General features: G+C 60.3%; 13 protein-coding genes. 5 read left to right on the top strand and 8 right to left on the bottom strand.

Translation table 11 applies throughout. From position 1 onward, the window contains the following. Positions 1-2: 2 nt before the first annotated feature. Complete coding sequence (glf, locus tag HMPREF2845_RS08765; RefSeq protein WP_005508581.1) at positions 3-1,190, bottom strand: UDP-galactopyranose mutase; 1,188 nt, start codon at positions 1,188-1,190, stop codon at positions 3-5. Positions 1,191-1,810: 620 nt separating this feature from the next. On the opposite strand from glf, the gene HMPREF2845_RS08760 reads away from it, so the two are divergent. After that, positions 1,811-6,325: an FtsK/SpoIIIE domain-containing protein gene (locus HMPREF2845_RS08760; protein ID WP_246824659.1), complete on the top strand. Its 4,515-nt coding sequence runs from the start codon at positions 1,811-1,813 to the stop codon at positions 6,323-6,325. 49 nt (positions 6,326-6,374) lie between these two features. On the opposite strand, the gene HMPREF2845_RS08755 is transcribed toward HMPREF2845_RS08760, so the two are convergent. Beyond that, positions 6,375-6,815 carry an alpha-N-acetylglucosamine transferase gene (locus tag HMPREF2845_RS08755; protein ID WP_070634487.1) on the bottom strand — a complete coding sequence of 147 codons (441 nt, stop codon included), beginning with the start codon at positions 6,813-6,815 and terminating at the stop codon, positions 6,375-6,377. Positions 6,816-7,288: 473 nt separating this feature from the next. On the opposite strand from HMPREF2845_RS08755, the gene HMPREF2845_RS08750 reads away from it, so the two are divergent. Then, complete coding sequence (locus HMPREF2845_RS08750; protein ID WP_005505386.1) at positions 7,289-7,537, top strand: WhiB family transcriptional regulator; 249 nt, start codon at positions 7,289-7,291, stop codon at positions 7,535-7,537. Positions 7,538-7,692: 155 nt separating this feature from the next. Here HMPREF2845_RS08750 and HMPREF2845_RS08745 read toward each other — a convergent pair whose 3' ends face one another. The 3 genes from HMPREF2845_RS08745 to HMPREF2845_RS08735 all read right to left on the bottom strand — a co-directional run bounded on the left by HMPREF2845_RS08745 (position 7,693) and on the right by HMPREF2845_RS08735 (position 12,029). After that, entirely contained in the window at positions 7,693-9,267 is a 1,575-nt protein-coding gene (locus tag HMPREF2845_RS08745) for a sensor histidine kinase (protein WP_070634486.1), read from the bottom strand. Between the two features lie 396 nt (positions 9,268-9,663). Continuing rightward, positions 9,664-11,340, bottom strand: a complete 1,677-nt coding sequence (locus HMPREF2845_RS08740) for a CpaE/TadZ family protein (RefSeq protein WP_049337849.1) — start codon at positions 11,338-11,340, stop codon at positions 9,664-9,666. After that, positions 11,337-12,029, bottom strand: coding sequence for an SAF domain-containing protein (locus HMPREF2845_RS08735; RefSeq protein WP_049337893.1), 693 nt, complete (start codon positions 12,027-12,029; stop codon positions 11,337-11,339). The genes HMPREF2845_RS08740 and HMPREF2845_RS08735 overlap by 4 nt, the downstream gene beginning before the upstream one ends. A gap of 361 nt (positions 12,030-12,390) precedes the next feature. On the opposite strand from HMPREF2845_RS08735, the gene HMPREF2845_RS08730 reads away from it, so the two are divergent. Next, positions 12,391-12,624, top strand: a complete 234-nt coding sequence (locus HMPREF2845_RS08730) for a helix-turn-helix domain-containing protein (RefSeq protein ID WP_044150292.1) — start codon at positions 12,391-12,393, stop codon at positions 12,622-12,624. 191 nt (positions 12,625-12,815) lie between these two features. Here HMPREF2845_RS08730 and HMPREF2845_RS08725 read toward each other — a convergent pair whose 3' ends face one another. After that, complete coding sequence (locus tag HMPREF2845_RS08725) at positions 12,816-13,463, bottom strand: histidine kinase (protein WP_246824658.1); 648 nt, start codon at positions 13,461-13,463, stop codon at positions 12,816-12,818. A 213-nt stretch (positions 13,464-13,676) separates the two neighbouring features. Here HMPREF2845_RS08725 and HMPREF2845_RS08720 point away from each other — a divergent pair, with 213 nt between their 5' ends. After that, positions 13,677-14,639, top strand: coding sequence for a LysM peptidoglycan-binding domain-containing protein (locus tag HMPREF2845_RS08720; RefSeq protein ID WP_070593942.1), 963 nt, complete (start codon positions 13,677-13,679; stop codon positions 14,637-14,639). Between the two features lie 94 nt (positions 14,640-14,733). After that, on the top strand, positions 14,734-15,411 hold the full coding sequence (locus HMPREF2845_RS08715; protein WP_049342198.1) for an Rv3235 family protein: 678 nt from the start codon (positions 14,734-14,736) through the stop codon (positions 15,409-15,411). A 124-nt stretch (positions 15,412-15,535) separates the two neighbouring features. On the opposite strand, the gene secA is transcribed toward HMPREF2845_RS08715, so the two are convergent. After that, positions 15,536-18,151 (bottom strand): preprotein translocase subunit SecA, encoded by a 2,616-nt coding sequence (secA, locus tag HMPREF2845_RS08710; RefSeq protein WP_070634484.1) that lies wholly within the window; start codon positions 18,149-18,151, stop codon positions 15,536-15,538. Between the two features lie 363 nt (positions 18,152-18,514). Continuing rightward, a complete protein-coding gene (gene hpf, locus HMPREF2845_RS08705) occupies positions 18,515-19,156 on the bottom strand; it encodes a ribosome hibernation-promoting factor, HPF/YfiA family (RefSeq protein WP_012903212.1) in 642 nt (213 codons plus the stop codon). Positions 19,157-19,283: the final 127 nt, after the last annotated feature.

The following is a 19,283-nucleotide window of genomic DNA, read 5'->3' as shown; positions in this document are numbered from 1 at the left end:
GGTTATGCGTCAACACCACCGGACTCGATCTTCGCACCGTTAGCGAAATGCGGGCGGATCTTGTTGTCGAACATGGACAGTGCAGCACCGATAGCCATGTGCATATCCAGGTACTTGTAGGTACCCAGGCGGCCACCGAACAGCACGTTGTTCTCACCCTTAGCCAGGTCGCGGTACGCCAGCAGCTTCTCACGGTCCACGGAGGTGTTGACCGGGTAGTACGGCTCGTCGCCCTTGTTCGCGAAGCGAGAGTACTCGCGCATGATGACGGTTGCGTCCTTGGTGTAGTCACGCTCGGGGTGGAAGTGACGGAACTCGTGGATGCGGGTGAAGGGAACATCAGCATCGGGGTAGTTCATCACGGAGCAGCCCTGGAAGTCCTCAATCGGCAGGACTTCTTCTTCCAGGTCGATGGTACGCCAGGACAGGTCACCCTCAGCGTAGTCGAAGTAGCGGTCAACCGGGCCGGTGTAGACCACGGGAATCTGACCCAGGACGTTCTCGCGAGAGTACTGGTGACCGGGCTCGAAGAAGTCAGTGTTCAGGTGCACCTCAATGTTCGGGTGCGCCGCCATACGCTCCAGCCATGCTGCGTAGCCGTCAACGGGCAGACCCTCGTACTTGTCGTTGAAGTAGCGGTTGTCGTAGTTGTAGCGAACCGGCAGGCGGGAAATGATGGATGCGGGCAGCTCTTCCGGCGGGGTCTGCCACTGCTTAGCGGTGTAGTGCTTGATGAACGCCTCGTACAAGGGGCGACCAATCAGGGAGATGCCCTTATCGTTCAGGTTCTGCGGGTCGGTGCCAGCCAGCTCGCCAGCCTGCTCAGCGATGAGCGCCTTTGCCTCTGCGGGAGAGTAAGCTGCGTTGAAGAACTGGTTGATGGTGCCCAGGTTAATCGGCATGGGGTACACGATGCCGTTGTGGCGGGTGTACACGCGGTGTACGTAGTTGGTGAACTCGGTGAAACGGTTCACGTACTCCCAGACACGCTCGTTGGAGGTGTGGAACAGGTGCGCACCGTAGCGGTGCACCTCAATACCGGTCTGCTTCTCCTTCTCGCTGTATGCGTTACCACCGATGTGGGAACGGCGGTCCAGCAGGGCAACCTTCAGGCCCAGCTCAGTGGCAGCCTGTTCTGCGATGGTCAGACCAAAGAGGCCCGAACCGACTACTACGAGGTCAGCGGTCAATGTTTTCTCCTGTATTATCACGGCGCACCGCCGCTTCTGAGAGGGCGGTATTCACCTACCAGATTGGACACATCCGAGGGTTCTCAGTCGCGCCGCAATCCGCACGGGTGGGTGCAAAAAGCCCCTCCCGTGATGGATATAGTCATAATCTAAGATACCTGTTTATCAAGCACTACGCATACTTATGACGTGCTTTTAGGGGCTTTTGGACTATTGTTCGCACACTCTTTCTCTGTGTGAATATTCTTCGCGAACCCCGAGGTCAAGCCGGTCTGAGACAGTTCTTTCTTCTGCGTATTTTTACGGTCTACTCATGGTGAAGGAATTTTATTTACGGGTAAATATTCACCCTGTCCTAGTTGCGGCGGTAATTACCCGCCACCTAGAGCTGTAGGCGCAGGGGGGTGGTTCGAGGGTGGCGTTTCATGGCTCTCACGCGCTACAAGGAAGCACCCCTGCGGCATATTTGGGGATGCGCGTTGGTGCACGCGAGAGGTGATTGAGGTGGTTTATCCACAATTTTTTGAAAAATAGGGCGAAAAATTCAAAAAATACGAACATATTAGTTTACCTACAGATAATTTATTGAGCTTTAATGCTTTTTAATGTTTTCTGAGGGTATGACTCTCTTCTTTCTCGACCACCACAACACAACCAACGCGCTCCCCTACCCCCGCGTACTCCGACTCGACGGCGAGGCGGCACCCAACGGGATACAGCTGCGCCCCGGTAGCGCACACCAGCAGGCTCTAGAGCAGGCACTCAACCACACCCTGCAGCACCCTGCGCCCGGCGCGCACGCTCAGGCACAGGAAACGACGTTCCAGCTACGCCCCGCGCACGATAAGGACCCCGCCGGCGCCTCGATTGCGCCAAACAGCCACGTTCCGAACGAATCTCAAACTCCGGGCGCGCCCGCCGTCAGCCTCCTGCGCATTCTGCGCGGACCCGAAGCGGGCGCAACCTTCCCCATCAGCCGCGGCCGCACCAGCCTCGGCAGGGCGACACTACCTGCCCGTGGAGGAGAACAGCCGCACCACATTCACCTGCAGGACCCCTTCCTCAAGCCGGTGCACGGCAGCTTCTACGCCGATAGCTCCGGCATCCGCTGGATCGAGAAACGCCCCGCCGCAAGCGAGGGCAGCGAGAAGGCACATGGCAGTATGAAGGCGCAGGGCGCCGAGCCGCGCATCCTGCGCTGGGACGAACCTTTCTGCCTCGGCTCCTCGCTCTGCATGCTCACCTCCCCCAGCGCAGACGGCGAACGCACCGTAGAAAAGGCGAGCACGCCTGCCACGACCTCTGGCGAGCTCGCGCAGACGCTTGCTCCCCTGGGCGACGCCGGCAACCCCTTCGAGCCAGTAGTCGTAAATCCTCCCGCGCCGCGTAAGCTCAAGCAGATTCTGTTGAGCGTGTGCCTGCCGATTGTGGTGGGTCTGATTATTGCGCTGGTGACCGGTATGTGGTTCCTTCTGCTGATGTCTGCGGCGTCTTCGCTGCTGATGCTTCTGCATTTCTTTGGTGGTCGGGCGGAGAACCGTGCCGCATCGCAGCAAACTCATCAGGCGGCTGAGCAGGAAAAGGAACGTGCCCTCGCCCTGCCGACCGCAGGCGACCTGGCGATTTCGGGCACCTCTGCCCTGCATGATGCCGCCTACCCGGCTATTGTGCTCGGGTGCGGTCCCCGCCAGCCCTACCTGCGCGGCCGCAACCTCCCGCTGGGCACTCTGGAGAAACAGGATGCACCCCACTATCTGCCGCTACCCACCCCGACTCTCGGGCACTACCTGAAGCTGGAGGAGGCACATCTGCGCGCCTACCTGGTGCAGCTGGTGGCGGGCTATCCGGGTGCGGTGCACGTTCTGCTGGCGGGTGCTGAAAGCGCTGATCAGCAGCGCACCAATAGTCTCTTGCAGACTCTGGCTGTGGTGCCGGGCGTGAGCGTGCATTGCCTGCCGGGCGTGCAGCATGAGAAGTATCTGCAGGCCCTGCAGAGTAGCTTGCAGTCGGAGCTTTCCGCATCTGTTCCGCCGCTGATTCTCATGCCCCTGCAGGCGAGCGCTATCTACGCTCCCCTGCTGACCGCGCTGAACTCTGGGGCGGTCGCGGAGTCTTCGCCGTCCCGCGCGTTCGCCTCCCCGCGTGAGCAGAAGATGAACGCCCCGGCGCTCTGCGTGCTGGGCAGTGCTGAGGGTGATAGTTCCGCCCATGCACCCGGTGCGCTTTTTGGTGCCGCCTGGGTTGAGTGTGCAAGTGAGGGTAGCCACCGTCAGAGCATCCGTTACCGTACACAGGGTTACGCGGCGCCGCCGGTGCAGCCCACCGAGGGTGTCTACCAGGTGCACCCTCTGGCGTGTGAGGGTCTGTGCCAGCACGCCGATGGGCTCAGCGTTGAGGCATTCTGTGCCGCTCTTGAGAACCTGTACCGCGCCGGGTGCGAGCAGGAGCAGGGCGCGCTTAGTGAGGCTCAGGTGCACCAGTCGGCGCATCTATTCTCTTCCCTGCAGGCGCAGAGCGCGCGGCAGAAGAATCGCACCGATGACATGGCGGTGGAGTCCGTTCTGCAACGCTGGTCCGCTCAGCGTTACGCCTCCGATATTCGCTGCTACCTGGGTGTTTCTTCGGGTGGCTCGCTGAATATTGGTCTGTCTGAGCACGGCCCACACTGGCTGCTCGGTGGCACGACTGGTGCCGGCAAATCGCAGCTGTTGCGTTCGCTGGTGCTCAGCGCTGCGCTACGTTACCCGCCCGAGCGCCTCGGCCTGATTCTGGTGGACTTCAAGGGCTCGGCTGGTTTGGGTCCTCTGGCTCAGCTACCGCATGCGCTCAGCGTGTTGAGCAATTTTGATGTGTCCGCGGTGGAGCGTGCCCTCGAATTTTTGCGCGCAGATATTCACCGCCGCGAGGTGGATCTGCAGGCGCTCGGCGTGAACTCCTACCGCGACTACCTGGCGTCCTGCCAGGCGGCGGGTACCACTCCGCGCTATCCCGAGCTGCTGATCGTGGTGGACGAGTTCCGCATGCTCATCGATTCCATGCCGGACGCTATGGCTGAGCTGATGCGCATTGCCACGATTGGTCGCTCGCTGGGTCTGCACCTGGTGTTGGCGACTCAACGTCCGCAGGGTGCTATTTCGCAGGATATTCGCGCCAATATTGCCACGAGCATTTGCTTGCGTGTGGCGAGCGCGCAGGATTCCTATAACCTGCTGGAGCATGAGTCTGCGGCGTATATTTCGGCGGCGCATCCGGGGGCCGGGTATGTGCGTCTGCCGGATGGTCGTTCCCTGCCGTTCCGCGCCCCGCTGGTGGATGCGGTCCCGTCGAGTAGCGATGCCCGTCCGGTGCAGGTGCTGGGTCTTGAGGAGGGTGGCTGGCGTGAGCTGACTGCTACTTCTGTTGTTCAGAAGGCTGGCGGGAATGAGGATGAGCTGCTGATTCGTTCGGCGCAGCAGATTCGTGCGCTCTATGAACGCGAGTACGCGCCGAGGGGTCTTCGGAAGAATGCGGCAGTTGAGGATGAATACTGCCCGATTCCGCCGGAGCTTCCCGAGAACACCCCGCTGCCAGTGGTGCAGGCGCCGGTGAGCGAACTGGTAGCGTACGGCATTGATCCGGCGGCTACCTCTCAGGTTGTAGATTCTCAGGAACCCGCCAATTCTGGCACCGCTTCCGCAGGGTACCTACTGGGTGAGTTGGAGATTGCCCGCTACGGCGTGCGCCGCCCGATCAGCTGGTCGGGTCAGCAGGCGCTGGCACTGCTGGCTCAGAGCGCCGAACGTGCCCCGATGCTTTACGGTCTTTTAGCTCAGGCATTCGCCGCCCGCACGCCGGTTGTTCTGCTGACCTCTGACGGTGCACTCTACCGCGACCTGGAACCCTACGCCGGTGCCTTTGAGACGCTCGTGGGTGCGCAGGAGCTTTCGCATCTGCGTTTCTGCCTGGAGGAGCTGCGCGTCCCGAACCTGTGGGGCACCGAGGCTTCCGCCCGCCCGCTCATTGTCGTGGACGGTCTGGACAGCTGGCTGGAGGCGCTGGTCCGCCAACCCGATACGGAGAACCTGCTCTACGATCTACTCTCGCAGGGGTGCCGTCGCGGCTATTCGGTGGTGTTCACCTCCGCGTTGAACCCGCGCGGTCGTTTCGCGGCGGCGGCACATTCCACGCTGTTGAGCCGCCGCTTCCTGGACGCCGACCTGATGCGTTCCACGAGCAAGGACTACCCGACCCCGGCGCAGAGCCACTACTGCGTGGAAGGTTCCATCAATGAGGAGCTAATCGGGGATCAGCCGCTGAGCGCGTCGATTCTTTCGCCCTGCGTTGCGGGTTTCCGGGAGCTGATTCAGGTTCTGCAGAGTAACGCCGCGAGCGCTTCTAACGGGTCGAGCACTCGCCCCGGCACTCTTCTGAGGCAGTTCCCCGAGTACTATCGCATGCCCTCGACCGAGTACGTGACCGCCGCCCACGCCGCGTGCAATCCGCAGGGCGCTAAGCTGTTGGTCGCGTTTGACCGCCGGCAGATGCCGGTGTGGATGAGCGCCCCGGCTGGCGCGGTGGTTCCGGTGCAGGGTGCCCGTTCGGCGGGTAAAACCACCCTGCTGGAAAGCATTGCTCAACTCAACCCGCAGCTGGATACCCTCATCCTTGAGGGTTCTGGCGGCGCCTCGGGTTCTGGCGGCACCACGGGTTCTGGCGGCGCGTCGGGTGAGCCGCCGAGCGTGGAGCGTACCCGCGCGCTCCTGGACTCGGTGACAAACCCCGCGCACACGCTCGTGCTCGTCGACGATCTGCAGTACCTGCAACCCGCCGTTCAGCAGCTACTTCTGGAGCGTCGCGGTGAGTTCCGCGCCATGCTGGTCGCCTACACGCCCTGGCCGAGGCGCGCCTCCTCACCCCTGTTGGCTGCGCTCATGGGATGCTCGCGTGCGCTTCTGCTCGCACCCGCATCCCTGGCGGATGCCGACATGTGCACCGTGACCGCGCTACCACTGGATCGATTCACGCAGGGTGAGCAGCCCGCAGGCCGCCTCGTGGTGGTGGACGGTGCCTCCGTGTGCGCAGCGCAGGTTCCCCTGGTGCTGAGCACGGCTGCACAGGCTGTAACAGCTACGCAGAAGGTGCCGGTAGCGGTCTAGAGTGAGCATTCTAGAGCCAAGCCGTCTAGGGTTTAGCGGCGCTAGGGGTTTAGCGGCGTCGGCGGCTGTACTTCTCTGCTTCTTCGCCCGATGCTTCGGTGACCGCCTCAATATAGCGGCGGCTACTGGGCATGAGCACAAAGACGAAGGCAGCCGCCGCACCAATAACACCCGCAATCGTGATGGACTGGCTAATGTTCAGACCGTAAGCACTCACGTTCATAACGAGGGTACTTGCGGTGACCCACAGGGCGCAGAGGGTAATCAGGATCATGGGCAGGCGCGATCCGAAGCGGCCGCGGTAGAAACGCAGACCGAAGTAGGTCATGCCAGCGGCAATGAGCACCTGGAGCACACCGCCCACAATCGCCTGAGCGGTAGACATTCCGCTGACGATAAAGGGGTAGAGGATGCCGCGAATCAGAATGTATGCTGCGAAGGTTTCGGTCAGGGCGAATGCATAGATGACGTTGAACGGGCGTGACGTCATGGTGGGCTCCTCATGGGTAGTGTCGGCGGCAGACCGGGGTGTACTCGGTCCGATGTGCTGGTCGATGCGTTGGTGCGTTAGCGGGTGGGCGCTCCCCCGTCTCGGGTTCACCGCCTCGTCGTCGGTGCGGCATTTCAGGGGTAGGTACCGCTTTATATTATGCCTGAGGTGCCACTCACCCAGCCGCCCGAGTCTCGCCCATGAGACGCGACGCAGAATCTGTGTGTCAGCATGCGATTCCTCATCCTCTCAATTAGACAAAGGTTAGCCTAAGTGATAGATGCCTCAGCGTAATACTGAAGTTTTTAGAGAAAAGTACTTGTCACATCCGCTCCAACATGCGAAAGTTGATAAGTCAATTTTCACCCTAACGCTGGGTGAGCGTCCCATCATCGGATGTATTTGACACGCACACAGGAAAATAGATGTGTCTTGCCACCGCGTGAGACCGTAAATCATGAAGGAGGTCCACCGTGGATTGGCGTAGTCGTGCAGCTTGTTTGGACAAGGATCCGGAGCTGTTCTTCCCCGTAGGAAACACCGGACCTGCCCTGTTGCAAATTGAAGAGGCCAAGACTGTCTGCCGCTCTTGCGAGGTTGTAGACGTCTGCCTGAAGTGGGCCATCGAGACCGGCCAGGACTCCGGCGTATGGGGTGGCACCAGTGAAGACGAGCGTCGTGCGATGAAGCGTCGCGCAGCTCGTGCCCGCCGTGCATCCTAACTTCCGGAGTATTCAATAGGGCATCAAAAGCGTGGTGCAGTGATATAAAGTCACTGCACCACGCTTTTGTCATATACAGAACCTATCTAGACAGCAAACTGCCACCACCCCGTACTCGGGGCGGCGGCAGTTCTATATGTCATACGAGAAGGGGCTTAGACGAGCACCGCGGTGATGACCACGCGGGTACCGGTCGGTTCGTTAGCCTCCCAGCGGATTGAGCCGTTCAGCTCGCTTGCCACCAGGGTACGCACAATCTGCATGCCCAGGCCTTCCTTACCGGTCACCGGGCGGTAGGCGTTCGGGCCGGACTCTTCAATCTTCTTATCGCCCATGCCCTTACCGTCATCAGTAATCACGACGGTGAGGATGTTCTCCCCCTCATCGTTGGTACCGCGAATACCCTCGAGGGTCACAGTGCCGGTCTCACCGTCCAGGCCGTGCTCCACAGCGTTCGCGACAACCTCGTTGATAACCAGCGCCAGAGGGGTAGCGAACTGGCTCGGCAAAGATCCAAAGGAACCAATCAGCTTGGTAGACACGTGCTGGCCGGGGGAAGCAAGCTCAGCGGCAAGGTGGAACTGACGCTCAATCAGCTCGTCAAAGTCGACGTTCTGAGTCAGACCCTGCGAAAGCGCCTCGTGCACGGTAGCGATTGTTGCCACGCGACGCATCGCCTGCTCCAGGCCCTGACGTGCCTCATCCGTGGTCATACGACGCGACTGCAGGCGCAGCAGAGCGGACACGGTCTGCAGGTTGTTCTTCACGCGGTGGTGAATTTCGCGGATGGTCGCGTCCTTGGTCATAAGCTCCAGCTCGCGGCGGCGCAACTCGGTCACGTCACGGCAAAGAATCACGGCGCCTTCACGCTCGATACGGGCGCGCCTCTGTGCCAGCAGCGGGATGGAGCGCATGGTCACGCGGGCACGAGCAATAACCAATTCGGTGCGCAGGTCACTACGGCCCGCCAGGACGAGCTGCAGGGTTTCATCCGCCTGTTCACCGGCAGGAAGCATCGCACGGGTGACGTCGGCAAGGTTTTGCTTTTCGAGGTAGCCGGTCATGCCCATGCGGTTGTACATGGAGTTCGCGTTCGGGGAAGCGACGACCACACGACCGGAGGGGTCAAGCACAATAATGCCGTCGATCACGCGGGGGTTGCCCTGAGTGTTATTTCCCTGGGCGAGGGGGTCGGGCCACAGGCCGGAGTGCACCATGGAGAGCATGGTATCAGCAGTATATTCGTAGACCTCGTCGCTGATGGAGGGGTAGCCACTGGGTGTGGCAATCTTGTGGCTGGTCAGCAACGCAATGGTGCGGTTGTTGCGCACGATGGGCACGAAGGTTACGTGTACGCGCGGGCGGGCACCAACGCCTTCACCGCTTCCTTCGTCGGTGTAGGTGCTGATGTTCTGGTCAATCCAGACGCGGTATGCTTCGTCGCGGATTCCGTCTTCCATGTCGTGATCGATGATGTCGTGGTGGAAGAGGGTTCGGACGTTAGAGGGGCGCACGTGCGCGAAGGCACGGAAAGTACTGGTTTCGCTGGGGCCGGAGACGGCATCCGGGGAACTGCCGTCGGCAACAACGTAGTCGGTGGGGAACCATAGAACCAGGTCACTCTGGGCGATGTCAGAGATGACCTGCCATTCGCCCATGATGAGGTGAACGCGTTCAGTGTCGCCGGGACCGAAGTCGCAGGCGCTCATAATTCCTTCTGCAAAAGACATATGTTTGTGTGCTTCCCTAAGTTCGGGTGTGTTCAACCATTTTACGGTTTGTTCGCCGCAAATCCCATTCAAACGACAATACGTGGAATAGTTTACAGAGCATTTCTTGGAGCGCGCTTTTTAATCGCAAATATGACGCCCTGAGATGAGATGAACCCCTCAACTTTGAGGTGAAATATTCGCGCTACTGCCCTGCATTATTGTCACCTTCCCCGATTCAAAACCCCGGCCCAAAACCCTACGTAAAACCCGGCGTAAAGACACAGAAAACCCGGCATATCGGCGCTCTGCAGTTCCTAGAAGAAACCGAGAAAAACACCGATACGCCGGGGTTTCGTTCGCCCGCCTCTGGCGGGCATTAGTTGTAGCTGACGGACCTGTACGCCGGGGCTGAAGTTAAGCGCCGGGGCGTACCGCGTACATACCCTCGAGCATAGCCTCCAGGGACTGCACGACCGCGTGGCGGGGTGCGACCTCCAGCAGCGCTTCACCGTTGCGGCGCAAACGGTCCATGACCTTCCGTTCGTACGGAATCACGCCGGCGAGCGGAACCGACAGGTAGCGCGCCCAGTTATCGCGCATCTTCGCCTCGGGATTGAACCCGGCGGCTTCGCGGCGGCTGCGGTTGAGCCAGTACTGCACATCCGTTTCGGGGGCGAAAAGATCCGGGCGTGCCTGCACCTCGCGGGCGAGGTTAATCAGGCGCGGCAGGCCGATGACGTCCGCTTCGCCCAGCGCAATCACGCGGTCGGAGCAGGCGAGCGCGGTGAGGGTCGCGGCGTTACGGCGCGGTGCCGGGCCGTCAAAGGTCAGTTCCTCGTCGACCTCAATGGGGGCGGCAACATCGCAAATGACCAGGTCGTAGCGGTGCTTGAGCCATTCGAGTACCTCGGCGAAAGCGCGGGCGCGCACCTCGGGCCAACGCGAGGAGGAGGTGATGCCGCTCAAGAAGTCGAAGGTGCCGTTTTTGAGGGGCACTCGCTCCATGATGGCGCCGGCTTTCTTCTCGTCGAGCTGGGCACGGTCGGCGTCCGAGCAGAGAATTGCCAGGCCGGAGCCGGTATCCTCGAGCGCCATGAGCGCATCCAGGCTGGGCGCGTAGGTGTCTGCGTCGATGAGGCAGACCTGCTGACCCTGCTGCGCCGCGAGGGCGGCGAGGTTGAAGGCAATGGTGCTTCGACCGGGTGCGCCGTGAGTGCCCCAGACGGTCACGATTTTGCCGAGGCGGTGGCCGGGCTGGTAGCGGGAAGGCGCGGCGGGGTCCTGGTTAATGTCGGGGTGTTGCGGCAGGGTGCCGTCGTTGTTCTCGTTCTGCACGTGCAGGGCGTAGTCGCTACCGGGTGCGAAAGAGTCGACGATGGCGGCGGCCTGGCTGAGCACGGATTCCTCGTTGCTGGGCGCAACGTTACTGGGCATAACGGAGGAGGCTTCCGCCGGGTCGTGCGCGCCGGGCGCGTTTCCGGCGGGCACCGCGGGGTCGATTCCGTAGCTTCCGTAGTCGGCTCCGTAGGGCGCGCCGGCGTTTATAGCAGCGCCCGCGGCGGGGTCGTAGCCGTAACCAGCTGAATCATACCCAGCCGGGCGGTGTCCGCCGTTATCGTAACCGTAGCCACCGTCGTAGCCGTATCTGGATTCGTAGGCGCTGTCGTACCCGTAACCGGCATCCTGACCGTAGGGAGCGTGCGCCTCCGGCTGATGTACAGGCTGCGCGGGAATGCCGTAGCCTACCGCGGGGCGGGCGAGTGCCGCATCCACAGCCTGTTCGAGCGAGCCCAGGATTTCTTCGAGGGCAGCTTCGGGGCGGATGCGGTGCGCATGCGTGGGCAGCGGCAGGTTGTCCGGGGCGATAACCGCCAGGAGCACTTCGGAGGCGGCGAGCGCATCCACAGTGGAGGCGCTCATTTCTGCGGGCACGTGGACGCAGAGCAGCACGCGGGCAATGCCTGTGTGCGCCATGCCGACGGCTTCGCTGAAGTCCTGCACGGTACGCGCCACGGAGACGCGGCCGCGCTGGGATTCGATGCGGGTCAAGAGCGAGCCGTCATCGCCGTAGAGGATGACGGGGATATTCACTGGCCCTCCCCGTAGGTGCCGGGGATGAGGCTGATCTTGGAGTCGCTGTTGCTTTCCTTCACGAGGTCGGTGAGGGCTTCTTCCTTGACCCACAGCTGCACGGTTGCTTTGCCGTTGGCGCCGAGCACGCCCTCATCGACCGTTACGGCAACGATTTCGGCATTGGTGACGATGGCGCGGGCACCGTTTTCGGTGCGGTTATCGCTCTTGGTGTCGGGGTTGCGCGGGCCGGAAGTCCACACGTCCACGCGCTCGCCTGCCTTCAGTGCGGAGGCGGCGGTGCGGTCAATGCTGACGGTGGCGAGGCGGCGCCCCGGGGAGGTTTCAGTGCCTACCGATTCTTTGCTGATGAGGTTGCCGGCGGGGATGCGCTGGGTAGCGATTTTGCCGTTCATCTGTGCGGCTTCGGCGCGGGTGAAGTACTTGTCTTTGGCGGAGTCTATGTTCGCTTCGACTCGGGCGAGTTTGTCTTCGGTAATCTTCTCGCCGAGGCGGATTTCACTTTTGGCGGTGTAGTACTCGGTTTTGCTGTTATTGGCTTGCACGTAGAGCTGCACGCCGGTGATGGAGACGAGCACGAGAAGTACACCGAGGATGAATCGCCAATCCTTGACGGTGGGCCTTTTGAGGCGCTTGGCGTGGGGCTCGGTGAGGGTGGAACGCTTCGTCGCGTTCTGTCGTATGCGCATGATGTGGTTGTGCCTTTCGGTGCGGAAGCCGGCGGTGATTCCGGTGTTGTTCAACTGACCGATGAGCGAGTGGTGTGTTTTCGATAGTGCTTTGGTTGGTTCTGACACTAACCCTAACAGCATATTTCATTTAGTACTCTCTCTCAACAAGAGTCGTGTTTATGAAATATTTTTGAGTCTTGCCCCTTTTGAAGGGGTGATTAGATAACTTTTCAGCTCATATAAGGCTTTTTGTGAGCAAATTTCACGGTGATGGCATATACTGAAAGTACTCAATAGATGTTCTGTATGGACTCTATGTAAAAGGCCACTAACGGTGGCTAAGGGGCCCAGGATTTCACTCACGGAAAGGAACAATTCGATGACTGCACCTCGTTTCCTCACTCTGAGCGACGTTGCCGAGGAGCTGCAGGTTTCGCTTTCGCAGGTACGTGCTCTGGTGCGTAGCGGCGAACTTCCCGCCATCCAGATTGGTGGGCGTAACCAGTGGCGTATTGAACGCTCTCGTTTTGAAGAGTACATTACCGAGCGCCACGAGCAGACTCTGGAGGCAATTGCTTCCGGCAAGCTCACTGCAAAGGCTAAGGCTGAGTAGCATTCGACATGCACCTCGCGGGCGCAACGCTCGAGTGGTATTAGAAAGGTCCGCTCCTCTCGTTGAGATTTCAATGGAGAGGGGCGGACCTTTTTGTGTTTATTGTTGCTTTTATAAGGGAATTTATACTTGTCGAGGCGTTTTTATGGGCGTTCCCACAAATTGAGCTGCCCACTATTTACCCCGTGCTTTTAGCGTGAGATACGGGCGATAACTGCGCTAATACGAGCCAGCGGAATGGTGCGCACGCCAGCGCCGCGAGGTGCACGGGAGTAGCCGGAGGCGCCCTGACCATAACCAGCCTGCCCGTAACCTCCCTGCGCACCGTAGGCTGCACGCGCGTACTGGTCGCGTTCGTGGATGCGCGGGTACTGTCCACCGTTGAGCAGGCGCAATTCGAGGAAGTCGGCGCCAACTCGCTCAATCACGCCATCGTAACTGACGGTGCCGCCTTCGAGGGAGAGGCGGACGAGCTCGCGTGCCATGGCGAGGGAGCGCAGGGCGAGCTGGATTTTCATGCGGTAGCGTTCGGGGCGAACATCAGCGCGTCCGGGAGCTATGCCGCCTTCCCACCAGAGCATTCCACGCAGGGGGATGATGATGTTTTCGCCGCGCGCTTCGATGCTGACCCATTCTTCGCCGACCATTTCGAGCTTACCTTCGTAGGTTTGCATGTCGGTGGCGCAGATACGGATGGGGCCGCCAACTTGTGCGAGGAGGCGGTCGTCGAGGGTGATGGTGGAGTACTGGACGCGGGCGACTTGGCGGGCGTCCTGTTCCATATCCCAGGCGCGTTCGGAGGCGAGGCGCGCCTCAATGTCTCGTAGGAACTTTTCCATTCTCATGCTATGACCCTACCTGAGGATGGGGGCGGATACGAACCGGGACATTTTCTGGTCAGATGATGATTCTCAAACCTGATTTTTATACCAAATTCCACCAAATTATATGTTTTTCATGCATTTTGATGCTTTTTGCTTCATTTTTAGCGTGACTTCCTGTATAAATGAAGCAACACCAAAACACATCAAACACACCATTTGGAGGTCATTGTGGACCATCTTTCCACGCCGGGTCAGGCGCCCGCAGCCTTCGCTTCGCATCCCCTTGCATCCGTTGCTTCTCTGGCATCCGGCGCTGACGCAGGTCACGAAACCAGCACCAAAGCTAGCTACCAGGATGCTCTGCTCTTCATCGCCCCTCCCCTACTTTCCGCCGCGGTCTTGGGCGCGTTAAGCGTGAATCTGCACCGCATCCCCTCGGCACACCCGCTGGCAGATGCTTCGTTGCTCTGCGCTGGCGCGGTAGCAATCCTCATTACCGCCTGGTGGTTCATCAGTTTTATCTACGCGCTCTTCTACGCTTGGTCTTTGCGCGTTTCGAGCCACAACGCTGACCGCGCGGTGCTGAAGGTTCCGGCAATTTTCCGTCCGCGTTTTATGCGCCGCATCGTTCTGACACTTGGCGGCACGGCTCTTGGAGTGGGGGCGGTCTTGGCTCCCGCGCAAGCTACGGTGGTTACGCCCAGCAACACCGGGGTAAACGGCACGGAGGGCATGCCGCAAACGACTATTTCGGCGGTCATGACCACAGACTCAATGGGCGCTGCAGCTTCAATGGGCACCGCGACGGCAGATGCCAGCCCGGGCTCCAACGCAGATGCGGCTCTCTCCGATACGGCCCCGGATCAGTCCGCTACTCCTCTGGCACTCTCTGCTGAGGTTCCCGATATTCCCCTGGCTCCTCAGCCTTCGGAGGCGGCAGGCTCGCTGCAGGATCGCAGCCCGTTCTTCTCCCCACCCCGCGCTGAGGCGGGCACCTACTCCTACACGGTCCAGGCGGGCGATACGCTCTGGTCAATTGCCGCCGAGCAGCTGGGTGAAGGCACCGACGCCTCCACCATTTACGACTACACTCTCGATATTTACGAGGCGAATAAGGACGCTCTGGGTCAGAACGCCGAGCTGCTCTACGAGGGGCAGGTTCTACAGATCCCCGAACAGCCCGTTCACTAACCTCACCCGCGTCTTCCACCCCATTCCGCCTCATCCCAACAGTCTTTCGTTCGCTCGACTCACCTCACATACCCCTGCACCGAAAGGAGCCGTCATGAGCTTCTCCAACCTTCTCCCCCGTTCCCCGTGGACCCCGCCGCATCAGCCTGCCTCCCGCGACAACCAGCCTGCCAGCCCGTATTCAAAGCGTCAGGCGGCTCGCACCTCCCAGCCGGTGGCTCAGTCGGTGCCCCAGCCCGCGAGTGCCGAGCAGGTCGCTCCGCTACCGGAGCAGGGGCAGGGCACGATGGCTCTGGTGCAGAGGCGGAACAGCGCGTCGGTCTATTCGCTGTTGCCGCTGCCGCGTTATGAGCAGCATTCGGCGCAACGCCCGAAGGTAGTGAAGAGGGGCCGCCCGCTGCGTCCTGCGGATGCATTGGCTCGCCAGTTGGAGGGTCGTTGCGCGGGTGTGGCGATTGCTTACCTGGAGATCATGTCGGCTCGTCGTTCGCGTCAGCAGCTGGCGCAGTGGGTGTCAGCAGATTGTTTCCACCGTCTGCTACCGTTCTTCCCCAAAAATCCGCGTCAGGTGCGCAAGGAGATGCTGTTGACTCTTCCGCCGGTTCTGCTGCGGGTGCGAGCGCAGAAGGTGCACGAGGAGCTTTACGAGGCGGTGGCGCTATTGCGTTGTGCGGATAAGGTTCGCGTGGTGACCATGCAGATGCGGCTGATTCACGGCATGTGGCTGATTACCTCCATCGAGCAGCCGCAGAGCCGCTTGGACGAAGACTAAGGCTTCCCCGGCTTCCCCTACAAAACACACAGACAAACAGAGAGGGTGCGAATCCGGTATTGGATTCGCACCCTCTCTGTTGCGTCTATAGCGTTTTCGGGTTTACGCCGGGTTTACACCGAGGCTAGCTCTCCTTGGTGCGCTCAACGTGAACCTGCTCGTGACCGTCCTCATCGGGGGCGGAGTACTGCAGGAACTTCGGGCGCGAAGGCTCAGCCAGGCGCACAGCAGAAGCCTGAGTGCGCTGCTTGGACAGGTCCAGGTTGAACAGGTAGGTCACGGTCTCTTCACGGATCGCGCCGAGCATCGACTGGTACATGTCGTAGCCTTCACGCTGGTACTCGACCAGAGGGTCACGCTGAGCCATCGCACGCAGACCGATACCTTCCTTGAGGTATTCCATCTCGTACAGGTGCTCGGGCCAGCGCTCACCAATGACGGACAGCATGACGCGGCGTTCGATTTCACGCATGCTCTCTTCGCCAACGCTCTTCTCGCGCTCTTCGTAGATGAGGTGTGCGTCCGCCAGGACTTCCTTCACGATCTGGTCGCGAGTGATCTTGGTGCGGTCGCCGGCGTCCTCTGCCAGGTCGTCCACGGTGATGGAGATGGGGTACACCTGCTTGAGGGCGCTCCAGAGCTCGTCGAAGTCCCAGTCCTCGGCGTGGCCTTCAGAGACGCGGGCGTCAATGATGGTGGTCAGCACCTCGTCCACGAAGCCGGAAATCTGTTCCTTCAGGTCGTCACCGTGCAGGATGCGGCCGCGGTCCTTGTAGATCGCTTCACGCTGGCGGTTGAGCACATCGTCATACTTGAGCACGTTCTTACGCTGCTCAGCGTTACGACCCTCAACGTTTGCCTGTGCGGTAGCGATGGCGCGGCTAACGATCTTGGAGTCCAGTGCGGAGTCCTCGGGGGCTGCCGCCATGAGGCGGGTTGCCATGCCGGTGTTGAACAGGCGCATCAGTTCGTCGGTCAGCGACAGGTAGAAGCGGGACTCGCCCGGGTCGCCCTGACGGCCGGAACGACCGCGCAGCTGGTTGTCGATACGGCGGGACTCGTGACGCTCAGTGCCGAGCACGTACAGGCCACCGAGCTTGGTGACTTCATCGTGCTCTTCTTTAGCGGCGTCTTCGCAGGCCTTCAGAACCTCGGGCCAGCGTGCCTCGTATTCTTCGGAGTTGGTGTTCGGGTCCAGGCCGAGCTCACGCATCTTCTCGACGGCCTCAAATTCGGGGTTACCGCCGAGCATAATGTCGGTACCACGGCCAGCCATGTTGGTTGCCACGGTGACGGCGCCCTTACGGCCCGCCTGCGCAACAATGGCTGCCTCACGCTCGTTGTTCTTCGCGTTCAGCACCTCGTGGCGCACACCAGCCTTCGCCAGCTGGCGGGACAGGTATTCGGAGTTCTCCACGCTTGCGGTACCAACCAGAATCGGCTGGCCCTTCTCGTGGCGTTCCTTAATGTCCTTGACGACCGCCTTGAACTTGGCAATTTCGTCGCGGTACACCTTATCGGGGTTGTCGATGCGCTGCACACCCTTGTTGGTGGGGATGGGCACCACGCCGAGCTCGTAGGTGTTCATGAACTCTGCCGCTTCGGTTTCCGCGGTACCGGTCATACCGGAGAGCTTGTCGTACATGCGGAAGTAGTTCTGCAGAGTCACGGTCGCCATGGTCTGGTTCTCAGGCTTGATTTCGACGCCTTCCTTCGCCTCAATCGCCTGGTGAATGCCGTCGTTGTAGCGGCGGCCCGGCAGAATACGACCGGTGTGCTCGTCAACAATCAGGACCTCGCCGTCAATGACCACGTAGTCCTTGTTGTTGGTGAACAGCTCCTTCGCCTTGATGGAGTTGTTCAGGAAGCCAATGAGCGGGGTGTTCTTGGATTCGTAGAGGTTCTTCACACCCAGGTGGTCTTCCACCTTGTCAATGCCGGATTCGAGGATGCCGACGGTGCGCTTCTTCTCGTCTACTTCGTAGTCTTCACCGCGCTTGAGCAGGGTTGCGGCAATGCGCGCGAACTCTGCGTACCAGCGGTTCGCCTCACCGGCTGCGGGGCCGGAAATGATCAGAGGGGTACGTGCCTCATCAATCAGGATGGAGTCGACCTCATCGATAATGGCGAAGTTGTGGCCGCGCTGAACCTGCTCCTCCACGGTCCACGCCATGTTGTCACGCAGGTAGTCGAAGCCAAACTCGTTGTTCGTACCGTAGGTGATGTCCGCGGCGTACTGCTTACGACGCTCGTCCGGCTCCATGGAGGACAGAATCACGCCGCACTCCATGCCCAGGAAGCGGAACACACGACCCATGAGGTTCGCCTGGTACTCAGCCAGGTAGTCGTTCACGGTCACGATGTGCACGCCCTTGCCGCTCAGGGCGTTCAGGTATGCGGGCAGGGTCGCGACGAGGGTCTTACCCTCACCGGTCTTCATTTCGGCAATGTTGCCCAGGTGCAGTGCAGCGCCACCCATGAGCTGCACGTCGTAGTGGCGCTTGCCCAGGGTGCGCTTGGACGCTTCACGGACTACCGCGAAGGCCTCCGGCAGCAGAATATCGAGGGATTCGCCGTCCTTGACGCGCTCGCGGAACTTGTCGGTCTCCGCTCGCAGTTCCTCATCGGTCATCGATGAGAAACTGTCCTCGAGCGAGTTCACCGCCTTAGTGTACGCTTCGAGCTGTCGCAGAACCCTCTTATCGCCGGTTCGGAGGATTTTCTCCAAGAAAGATGCCACTGAGCTTCTACTCCTTGCTTGTTTCGGTACCCTCACCAAGGGCGCGCGAAAGTGCGCGCGGTGAGGCCTTCCTACATATTGTATGGCAGAGCCGCCTAATTCGCCCGTCCGAGCTCTTTTTTACGCTGTGCGCCCACGAGGTGACATTTGGTGACGCTCGAATCTTTCACCTTCCGGTTGAGGCGGAGCCGCCCCATCCGTCTAAAGGAACGTCTAAAGAAACAGATGTGTGGAAGGCAAAGAAAAACCCGGGGGCCTGGAGAAACACGGTGTGTGTTCCCAGACCACCCGGGTCTTGAGCCTGCTCGCTGAGTACGACCTCTAAAGAGCCTTACGCCTCAGCATTCAGCAGGTACGTTAGTTTTACTCGTTGTCCAGAGTAATGATGCCGTAGCTCCAGCCCTTACGGCGGTATGCCGCAGCCGGTGCGCCGGTCTCGCTGTCAATGTACAGGTAGAAGTCGTGACCGACCAGTTCCATACGGTCAACAGCTTCTGCGGGAGTCAGACGCTCACCCTTGAAGCTCTTGTGGCGAATCTCGATGGGAGATGCGGCTTCGTCGGCGAGGGTGACCTCGCTGTTGTCGAATGCTGCTTCTTCAACCGGAACATCCGGCAGCAGAATCTCGGTAATTGCTTCGGTAACCACGGGAATCGAGCCGGTAGCGTCCGCCACGGAGACGGGGTGCTTGCCACCGCGCTTGTGCAGCTTGCGGCGGTCACGTGCACGGCGCAGACGCTCCAAGAGCTTGCCGTAGGTTTCATCGAAGACCGCGAACTTGTCGTGACCCTGGGCTTCGGAACGGAGGACAGGGCCGGTACCAACAACAGTAATCTCAACGCGGATGGACTCGCCACCCAGGTGACCGTCCTTGCTGAACTTGACGTCGATGTCCTTCACGTTATCGCCGAGCTGCGCGAACTTCTGAACCTTGTCGTTCACGTATTCTTCCAGGCGTTCGGTGACCTTGATATTGCGGCCGTAGATGTTGACTTCCACGATCATTCCCTCCAGGTTGGGGGCTTATACCGCGTCCGGTTGGACCCGGTACGGGGGTTCGACTCCAATGCCGTTCCCTTGTATTTATTTTAGTACGAAACATGGTTTATATCACTAGATATGACAAATATTT

This window comes from Rothia sp. HMSC065B04 (genome assembly GCF_001812285.1).
GTDB classification, from domain to species: domain Bacteria; phylum Actinomycetota; class Actinomycetes; order Actinomycetales; family Micrococcaceae; genus Rothia; species Rothia mucilaginosa.
The sequence above is the reverse complement of the archived record's forward strand: the minus strand, read 5'-3'. Positions and strand labels throughout refer to the sequence as shown.

What these genes read in the sequence shown, in the direction of transcription:
- HMPREF2845_RS08725 (WP_246824658.1), bottom strand. Translation starts at nt 13,463, where the DNA reads ATGGAAAAGTTCCTACGAGACATTGAGGCGCGCCTCGCCTCCGAACGC.
- HMPREF2845_RS08760 (WP_246824659.1), top strand. Translation starts at nt 1,811, where the DNA reads ATGACTCTCTTCTTTCTCGACCACCACAACACAACCAACGCGCTCCCC.
- HMPREF2845_RS08735 (WP_049337893.1), bottom strand. Translation starts at nt 12,029, where the DNA reads ATGCGCATACGACAGAACGCGACGAAGCGTTCCACCCTCACCGAGCCC.
- HMPREF2845_RS08745 (WP_070634486.1), bottom strand. Translation starts at nt 9,267, where the DNA reads ATGTCTTTTGCAGAAGGAATTATGAGCGCCTGCGACTTCGGTCCCGGC.
- HMPREF2845_RS08715 (WP_049342198.1), top strand. Translation starts at nt 14,734, where the DNA reads ATGAGCTTCTCCAACCTTCTCCCCCGTTCCCCGTGGACCCCGCCGCAT.
- HMPREF2845_RS08730 (WP_044150292.1), top strand. Translation starts at nt 12,391, where the DNA reads ATGACTGCACCTCGTTTCCTCACTCTGAGCGACGTTGCCGAGGAGCTG.
- hpf (WP_012903212.1), bottom strand. Translation starts at nt 19,156, where the DNA reads ATGATCGTGGAAGTCAACATCTACGGCCGCAATATCAAGGTCACCGAA.
- HMPREF2845_RS08755 (WP_070634487.1), bottom strand. Translation starts at nt 6,815, where the DNA reads ATGACGTCACGCCCGTTCAACGTCATCTATGCATTCGCCCTGACCGAA.